Annotated in this window: 5 protein-coding genes; 4 read left to right on the top strand and 1 reads right to left on the bottom strand. The window is 68.6% G+C overall.

The window, feature by feature from the left end; genetic code table 11:
* Positions 1-284 precede the first annotated feature (284 nt).
* The 3 genes from ACT3T5_RS19240 to ACT3T5_RS19250 are packed head-to-tail and all read left to right on the top strand — an operon-like array spanning position 285 to position 6,648.
* A complete protein-coding gene (locus ACT3T5_RS19240) occupies positions 285-1,547 on the top strand; it encodes a DUF6361 family protein (RefSeq protein ID WP_444595287.1) in 1,263 nt (420 codons plus the stop codon).
* On the top strand, positions 1,547-3,409 hold the full coding sequence (locus ACT3T5_RS19245; RefSeq protein WP_444595288.1) for a phospholipase D family protein: 1,863 nt from the start codon (positions 1,547-1,549) through the stop codon (positions 3,407-3,409). Before ACT3T5_RS19240 ends, ACT3T5_RS19245 begins: the two co-directional genes overlap by 1 nt.
* Positions 3,406-6,648: a helicase-related protein gene (locus ACT3T5_RS19250; protein ID WP_444595289.1), complete on the top strand. Its 3,243-nt coding sequence runs from the start codon at positions 3,406-3,408 to the stop codon at positions 6,646-6,648. The genes ACT3T5_RS19245 and ACT3T5_RS19250 overlap by 4 nt, the downstream gene beginning before the upstream one ends.
* Positions 6,649-6,659: 11 nt before the next feature.
* Here the strand turns inward: ACT3T5_RS19250 and ACT3T5_RS19255 are convergent, their stop codons facing one another.
* Positions 6,660-7,601, bottom strand: a complete 942-nt coding sequence (locus tag ACT3T5_RS19255; RefSeq protein WP_444595290.1) for an 8-oxoguanine DNA glycosylase OGG fold protein — start codon at positions 7,599-7,601, stop codon at positions 6,660-6,662.
* A 113-nt stretch (positions 7,602-7,714) separates the two neighbouring features.
* Between ACT3T5_RS19255 and ACT3T5_RS19260 the strand changes: the two genes are divergently transcribed.
* Positions 7,715-8,698, top strand: coding sequence for a restriction endonuclease (locus tag ACT3T5_RS19260; RefSeq protein WP_444595291.1), 984 nt, complete (start codon positions 7,715-7,717; stop codon positions 8,696-8,698).
* Positions 8,699-9,015: the final 317 nt, after the last annotated feature.

Genomic DNA, 9,015 nt, shown 5'->3' on the forward strand with positions numbered 1-9,015 from the left:
TCGCATCGTGCGCCGCAGCCGCCGCTGAGGCAGGATCCGTCGCGTCGTCCAACGCCTCGCGCACGAAGTCCGCACTCATCTTCTGCAGAGCAAGCCGCACGTCGGCATCCACAGCGGATGCGACACCCTGGCGCAGCGATGACACGTTGTTCTCCTGTCTCCGTCCCGTGCCTCGATGGAATGTCGAGTGTGGATCAATCTAGCGAGTCCTTCTGGCATTCCTGCGCTTTACCAGAGGCGCGAAGAAGGGGTTTCCGCCCGCGATCGCGCCCCGAAGGTGCACCATGGACACCATGCCCTCCACCTTCGCCTGGCTCGCCGTCGACGCCGAGCAACGCCGTCGGATGATGGAAGCAGTGGACCAGTTCCGCGACGAGACGACGATCGATGACCTGGGTATCGGTGGGATCCGTGACGCCTTCTCGGACTCGCTGTTCCCCGGCACCTCCACCCTGCACACCCGGCTGCGCTACGTCCTGTTCATCCCGTGGCTGATGCAGGAGGCGTCGAAGCGCCCGACGGCCGGCGAGATGGCCACGAGGTACCACGACCTCGAACGCGACTTCATCGGCGCCCTCGAGCGCGGGACCAGTGATGACGAGCCGGGCATCATCGGCCGGCGCGCGGGCAAGACCCTCCAGCGGGTGCCGTCGGTCGTCTACGGCGGGATGCTCGCGCAGTGGGGGATCCTCGAACGCGGCCTCACCTCACGGGAGTTCTTCACACGGGTCGAGGCGGGCCGTCGCCTGGACGCCGAGGCACCCCGCGCGGAGGACGGCGGTCTCGCCGCCGAGCGGATCCCCGACGGACTCGACCCTTCACTCCCCGCACCACCCGATCACCTCGTGAAGAGCGCCGACTTCCGCCTCCTCCCGGGCGAGGTCGAGTACCTCCGGGAGGCGATCACCCGCACCAACCCCGGGACGCTCATCGCCCGCCTCGTGCAGGAACGGCCGGCCGGGTGGACCGACACGGACAGCGTGCCGTCGGCCCCGTGGGCGCCGGAGATCCTCGACCTCCTCAGCCACCGGGCCGATGGGGAGTTGCGCTCCCTGCTCGACCTCGCCGAGCGCTTCAGTCTCCACATCCACGGCGCGAACCTGCTCTACAACCTTCTGCTCGCCGAGGAGACCTCCTCGGACCCGGGGCGCTTCCGTGACGACCGCGTCGTCCACTACCGCGATCGCCTCGCATCCTGGGCGGACGAGACCGCGGCCTCCCGCTCCTTCGACTCCGAGGACCTCCTGGCCCTCGGACAGCTGATGGCGGCCCGACGCCGCAACTACACCGACAGGACCAGGACCTTCCTCGAGAGCTGGTGCGAGCAGACCCGCACGCCGCACGCCGTCGCGGGCTCCACCGCCGCGCGCCAGCTGATCACCGATCGCGAGCGCCTGGTGAAGCAGGGCCGCGCCCGGCTGCGGCCGGGGAACCTCAAGGCCCTGAACGCCTGGAGCGGCGCGTCCGGCGCCGGCAGGAATCTCTTCCGCTGGCCGAACGTCACGACGCTCCTCCAGGACCTCTACGACGCCGAGGAGAGCGCCTGATGCTCGAGCCCGACACCAGCGTCCTGCTGACCGACGCGCTGCGGCCACCGCCGCGGCACGAGGTCGACGTCGCAGTGACGACGACCTTCTCGCTGAACCTCACCGCGATGCTGATAGCCCCGATGACCTTCGCATTCGCGGAGATGGACGACTCGCACCGCATCGACGACCGTGATCCTGCGCAGCTGCTCGACGCAGTCCAGCGCTTCATGGGCCGGACCACCGTGTTCTGCCAGGCCGCCGGCATCCACGTCCCCGCCTCGCACAGCCGCATCCACACCTTCCTCGAGGGCTCCCTGCACGAGGTCGAACCCCCGACAGAGAACGCCCTGTTCCACCCGAAGCTCTGGGCGATCCGCTACCGCCGCCCCCACGACGGCTCACTCTTCCACCGGGTCGTCGTCGGCAGCCGCAACCTCGCCCTCGACAGCTCCTGGGACACCGCCCTCGTGCTCGACGAGAGCCCTGACGGCACGATCGACGCGGCCCCCGCCGGTGCCGCCGTCGAGGCGGTGACCGACATGGTGCTCGACCCGCTCACCGAGGAGCGCCGCGACGCGATCCGCGACCTCGCCCGGACGCTCCGGGACGTGCGCCTCGAGGCCCCGGAGCCCTTCACCGGAGGCGCACTCCTCCCACTCGGGCTCGGCAGCGACCCCGCCCCGTGGCCGTTCCCGGAGCGGCCCCGGAAGGTCCTCGCGATCAGCCCGTTCCTCGCCGCGGACACCCTCTCGAGGATCCGAGCCGGTGCGCCGGAGAGCACGCTTCTCACCCGCGCCGCCGCCGCGGATCAGCTCGGCAGCCGCTCCCTGCGAGGCTGGGACGTCAACGTCCTGGACTCCGCCGTCGACGGGGGAGCGGAGGGCAGCGCCGTCGTGGAGGACGCCACCGACGAGGACGTGAGCCCCGGCCCGTCCACGCTCCTCGACCTCACGGGACTGCACGCCAAGACCGTCGTCCTCGACCGCGGCGACGGACAGTCGGAGGTCATCACCGGCAGCGCCAACCTCACTGAACAGGCCTGGAGCAGGAACGTCGAGTTCGACGCGGTGCTCGTCGGTCCCACCCGGGTCTGCGGCGTCGACGCGGTGCTCGGCGAGGGCGGCAAGGCGATGGGTCTGCGCACCATCATGGAGCCTTACACGCCGGCGCCGGACGCGATCGAAGACCCCTCCCTCGACACCGGCTACCTGCTCGAGGAGTTCCACCGCTCCCTCGCCCGGACCGTCCCGAGACCGCGACTGGACCTCACCCGCACCGGCGACGACGCCGTCTCCGCGCGGCTCACTCTCGTGCTCCCGGAGGACTGTCCGGGGGAGACGGTGATCTGGCCGCTCACCACCCCACGACTCCGCCGCACGCTCGCCGAACAGACCTCCTGGGAGCTCTCCCTCGACGAGATCACCCCCTTCCTCGCCGTGGAGACGACGCACGGCGACGGCCCCGCCCGGGCCGCCAGGCGCTGCCTCCTCAAGGTCTGGCTCGTCGGTGACGTCATCGATCGCGAGCAGCGGGCGCTCGCCGCGATGCTGAACAGCCGCGACCGCGTGCTGCGCTACCTCGCGCTCCTCCTCGGACTCGACGAACCGCCCACCGCCCATGCCCAGGAGTCCGAGCTCGACACGCTCACCAGCGCGATCGACGGCATCACCGCGACGGACCACCGTCGGCCCCCGCCCCCGATCGTGCTGTTCGAGCCGCTGGTGCGCGCGGCTGGGAACGACATCGATCGGATCCTCTCGGTGCGGAAGCAGGTCGAGGCCGTCCTGGAGCTGCCGAAGGCCGACGAGCTGATACCGGCCGAGTTCCTGCAGTTGTGGGATACGGTGCTGCGATTCTCGTTGTCGAGGAGGCGCCCATGAGCCCGACACCGCCCGCAGAGTCGACGGCCGTGGATGTCGACGCGGTCCTCGCCGGCCTCAAACCATTCCAGCGCGCCACCGTCGACCACGCCTTCCGACGCCTCTGGACCGACGAGGACCCCGTCAGCCGCTTCCTCGTCGCCGACGAGGTGGGGCTCGGCAAGACCCTCATCGCCAAGGGCGTCGCCGCCCGGGCGATCGCGTACCTGCGCGAGACCACCGAGCGCACCGTGACCATCGTGTACATCTGCTCCAACAGCCAGATCGCCGGCCAGAACCTCGAGCGCCTGCGCGAGCTCACCGGTGGCCAGGCGCAGACCAACGCCGACCGGATCACGATGCTCCCGCAGACGATGGGATCCGCCCCGCCAGGCGGTGTCGACCTCATCGCCTTCACCCCCGGCACCTCGCTGCGGCTGGGTGATGCGACGGGGCGCGTCGGCGAGCGAGTGCTGCTGCACTGGCTGCTCAGCCACAGCCTCGACCGTCTCTGGCTGATGCAGGACCGGATCATCGACTACTTCCGCGACGCCGTCGGGTTCGAACGCTTCGCCGACAGGCTGGAGTGGCCCTGGAGCCGCCCCACCCTCGACGACGACCTCGTCGAGGAGTTCACCCGCACCCTCCGCACCGACGCAGGTCCCTTCGGCGGCACTCTGCTCAGCGACCTGTCCGACGAGCTCGACACCTGGCTCGCGAGCGACGAGGTCACTCACGACATGTGGTGGCGACGCCGACGCATGATCGGCGCGCTCCGCATGGCGATGGCCCGCACCGCCGTCACCAGGCTCGCCCCCGATCTCGTCATCCTCGACGAGTTCCAGCGCTTCAAGGACCTCTTCCCCGGTGCTCGCAGCACTGGCGACGAGCACTATACGGACGCCCAGCAGCTCGCGCAGAAGATCATCATGCATCCCTCGGCGAAGTCGCTCGTCCTCTCCGCCACGCCCTACAAGATGTTCACCCTGCCCGACGAGCTCGACGCCGAGGACCACCACCAGGACTTCCATGACACCATCGCCTTCCTCGCCGGTCCCGAGCGCGCGGACCTCGTCAAGGAGTACCTGGCTGAAGTGCGGCAGGGGATGCTGCAGGGCACAGCCGACGGGCATCGCCTCGCCGAGGAGGCCACGCGACGCGCCGAGGCCGAGCTGCAGCGCGTCATGTCCCGCACCGAACGCCTCGGCTCCGCCGCGGTAGCCGACGGGATGCTGCGCGAGATGGAGATGCCCTCCCTCGAGCTGCGACCCCAGGACCTCGAGGTCTGGACCTCGGCCGACGCGATCGGGCGCCGGGCCCACGGCATGGACATGTTCGAGTTCTGGCGATCGAGCCCCTATCCCGTGAATCTCATGGACCCGTCGGCCTATCTCGCCCAGCGCCGCACCCTCAAGCTCGCCCGCGACGACGATGGCGACATGGCGCAGCTGCTGCACGCGCACCGACGCGGCTTGCTCTCCTGGGACGACATCCGCCACTTCCGCGAGATCGATCCCGGCAACCCCAAGCTCCGCGCCATGATCGACGCCGCGATGGAGCGCGGCGTCTGGAAGCTCGCCTGGCTCCCGCCCTCCCTGCCGTACACCACCCCGGGCGGACCCTTCGCCGCCGAGGGTGCGCTGAGCTTCACCAAGCGGCTCGTGTTCTCCGCCTGGAGCGTGGTCCCGAAGGCGATCTCCGCCCTGTTCAGCTACGAGGCCGACCGACGGCTCAGCGAGTTCGCGCCCCGTCACGGGACGGGCGCCGCAGCGCTGTACGACGACCCGCGAACCTCAGGACTGCTGCGTTTCACCGTCGTCGACGGCAAGTTCCAGAACCTGCCCCATCTCGCCCTGCTCCACCCCTCCGTCGTGCTCGCGCAACTGGGAGACCCGCTCACGATCGCGCGAGAGGTGGGGGAGGAGCTCCCGGTGGATCGCGATCGGCTCCTGCAGGTGGTGACCGGCAGGATCCAGGAGCGTCTGGACGCGCTCGAGCTCCCGATCCGGGACATCAAGGGGCAGACCGCCGGCTGGTACGGCGTCGCGCCCTATCTGCTCGACCGCGCCCTCGGACTGGAGGGCCTCGGTCTGCGCGGCGCCGTCGGCGGAGCGACCGACGGCGACGAGGCAGGTTCCCGCTATCGCGACCACGCCGACTTCGCACTCGACCCGGACTGGGAGACCCTCGGAGCGCCGCCCGATGACCTCGCCGCGGTGCTCGCCCAGGTCGCCGTCGCCGGTCCCGGGGTGTGCGCGCTGCGCGCCGTCGGCCGGGCGACCGGGGGAGCGGACTCCTACGCCGAGGTGCCTATGCGACGAGCGGCTCTCGAGATCGCTGAGGGCCTGCGTTCCCTGTTCAACCGGCCCGAGATGATGGCCGCCGTGCGCGCCGCCACCGGTGCTGGCAGCGAGGAGACGGACGGCTTCTGGCAGCTGGCCCTGCGCTACTGCCTGGATGGCAACCTCCAGGCGATGCTCGACGAGTACGTCCACACCCTCGTCGACTCGCTCGGACTTCGCCATGACGAGCCGGCAGAGCGTGCCGCGAGCCTCGCCGCACGGATCCGCGCGACCGCGGGCACTCGCAGCGCCACGAACGAGATCCACGAGCTCCGCTCCGACGGCGTCGACATCGAGGTGAACACGCATAAGCTCAATTCCCACATCGCCGCGCGATTCGGACGAGCCCTGAGCTCCGAGGCGGCCGAGAACCGCGAGGCTTCCGTGCGCGACAGCTTCAACTCGCCGTTCTGGCCCTTCGTGCTCGCCAGCACCTCCGTGGGGCAGGAAGGACTGGACTTCCACACGTACAGCCACGCCATCGTCCACTGGAATCTGCCCGGCAACCCCGTGGACCTCGAACAGCGCGAGGGCCGTGTACACCGCTACAAGGGGCACGCGATCCGGCGCAACATCGCCCAACGCCACGGCGGTGCGGTGCTTGCCGGGGGATACGACGACCCCTGGTCGGCGATGTTCGATGCCGCTGTCGAGGCCGAGCCCGAAGGCAGCGATGGCCTGAGCCCCTTCTGGCTCCACGACGGTCCCGCCAAGATCGAGCGGTATGTGCCCGCCATGCCGCTCAGCCGAGAGTCACGGCAGTATCTGCGACTCCAGCGCACGCTCGGCGCGTACCGCTCCGTCATGGGACAACCCCGGCAGGAAGATCTGATCAAGCTTATGGGGAAGGACGTCGACTGGCCGCGGATCGACCTGCGGCCGCCGCGAGGAGACTCAACAGAGCACGGGTCTCTGTAGGACCTCGACGCTCACTCCTCGTTCTGCGGGTGACGGGCGAACCACTCGCGTAGAGCTTCGACCAGCAGTGCTCCGTCCCTGTCTCTCTCGCCGCCGCGCGCGTCGGCTTCAGCTCCCAGATCGTCGAGCATTGATTCGGCGGTGACGTTCTCCGACTCGGCGAGCAGCGGCGCTTGCCCTCGAGCATCGCTGAACATCAGGAACTCCAGATCGTCGGCGTCGAGAGAGCGCCCGGCGAGGTCGGAGAGCTCGGCTACCCACGAGTGCAGCAGATCGACGTAGCGTTTGTAGCTCGAGGTGTCCCACCACAGAAGGGAGAAGCTCCCAGCCTCGGGAGCGTGCTCCTGAAGCCAGCCATGGACGACGCTGTCGAACACGGGCGTCGTAGGGACGTTCGAAGCCTTGGTGAGGAAGTAGAGAAACTTGGTGCCGAACGCCGGACCGAGGAACTTCAGATAGGCAGTGCCACCGCGACGCTCCTTGGCCACATGGTCGAACGCTGCGACACCACCCTCGGACTGCGCGATTCCTGCGATCTCGACGAGCTGCTCAATCGCCTGCTTGTCGCTCACCGTCGAGTCGCGGGTCAGGATGCGCTCCGTGCGGTAAGGGCCGTACCCGACGAGGCCATAGCCCCAGATCATAGAAGCGAGGAACGCCTTCACCACCGCGGTGTCATCGAAATCGCCGCCGGAGGTACGCAGGGTGTCGGGTGCGCACAGCGCACGCACCGTACCCCGGTCGATCCGCGGGCTCCTCTTCGACTGCGCACCGTCCATCGAGGGCGCGAGATCAGCGATCAGTGCTTGGTAGTCGACGCTCAGGAGGTCCTCAGGAGCCCGGTCAAAACGGCGATTCCACGACGCCGGCTTCCACGCCATGGCGGCTTGAACGAGGTCATCGGTCTGCTGTGCGGAGTTGACGAGTTCACGAAGGCGATTCGGCATGGTCATGCTTCAGGGTAGGTCCCGGCTCGGTGAACAACGGCCGGTGCGGGCTTTCCGACCCCGCCGCTGCGGAGCAGTGGCACGATGGACGAGCAGGTCCGCAGATGACGAGGAGAGACATGGCGCAATTCGCAGCGGACGGAGTTCCCACCATCGATGGCTGCCGGCCGGCGGTCCTCCGGCTCATGGCAGACGGCGAGCTCCGAGCGCTCAAGGACATCATCTCCGGCGTCGCCGAGCTCATGGGGCTTGGCGAGGACGTGACGGCGCAGAAGGTCAGCTCGGGGCAGGGCCGCCTCGAGAACAGGGTGGGCTGGGCGTGCTCGTCGATGAAGTACGCGGGGCTCCTCGAGCGCCCACAGTACGGGCGATACCGCATCACAGAGCAGGGACGGCAGGTGAATGTTCGCGGGCTGACGGAGTATTCCGAGCAGGATCAGCAGGAATGGGCGACGTGGCGTGACTACGTGAAGGAACTCGCCGAACGGAAGGCGCGCCAGGCCTCCGAGGCGAACGGCGACGACGATTCTGGGCAGTCGGGAGCCATCTCACCGTCGTCACCGGAGTCGTTCGAGGACTCCGGGGACGACCCGCTGTCCGCTGTCTCGGACAAGGTGGATTCGATCAACGACGGGGTGGAGACGGAGCTTCGAGCTGCCCTGCAGAGCGCGTCGCCGAAGTTCTTCGAGGATGCTGTTCTGAAGCTGCTGTGGGCGATGGGGTACGCCGGGGCACAGGGCGAGAAGCAGCACCTCGGGCGGTCGCATGACGGCGGCATCGACGGCGTGATCCGCCAGGACCCGCTCGGTCTCCAGAACGTCTACATCCAGGCCAAGCGCTACGCCGATGACAACTCGATCGGCGCGCCTGACATCAACTCCTTCTTCGGTGCCCTGCATCGCCAAGGTGCGGACCGCGGCGTGTTCATCACGACGTCCCGCTTCACCAAGGCCGCTAGAGAAGCATCTGACCAGTTCCAGGGGCGCATCGTGCTGATCGACGGCATCCGGCTTACGGCGCTGATGCTCCGCTACGGCGTGGGCGTGCAGGAGCAGCAGAAGTTCGTCGTCTACAGCGTCGACCAGGACTTCTTCGAAGAGTGACTCGGCCTCGACGAGCTATGCCGCACTACCCACGCGGAACGCGCCAGCCTGACGGAGCTCAGCCGTGAGGGTGATGGGCGGTGTCGTCGAGGGGTTCGAGCGAAGTCCTCACCAGCAGGTCAAGCGACCGTCTACCGTGTGCTCAGATATCCACCTAAGGAGCCCGTAATGACGCGCGACAACCAGCCCGGAATCTTCTGCCTCGAGGGCGAGTGGGACAGCGACTTGACGCGTCGTCTCAGCGTACGACCGGTGCTCGAACTCCTCGACCAGCTGGGCGTCGCTCAGTGGATCCACCGCGACGTAGCCACAATCTC

This window comes from Brachybacterium sp. AOP3-A1-3 (assembly GCF_052378285.1).
Taxonomy (GTDB): domain Bacteria; phylum Actinomycetota; class Actinomycetes; order Actinomycetales; family Dermabacteraceae; genus Brachybacterium.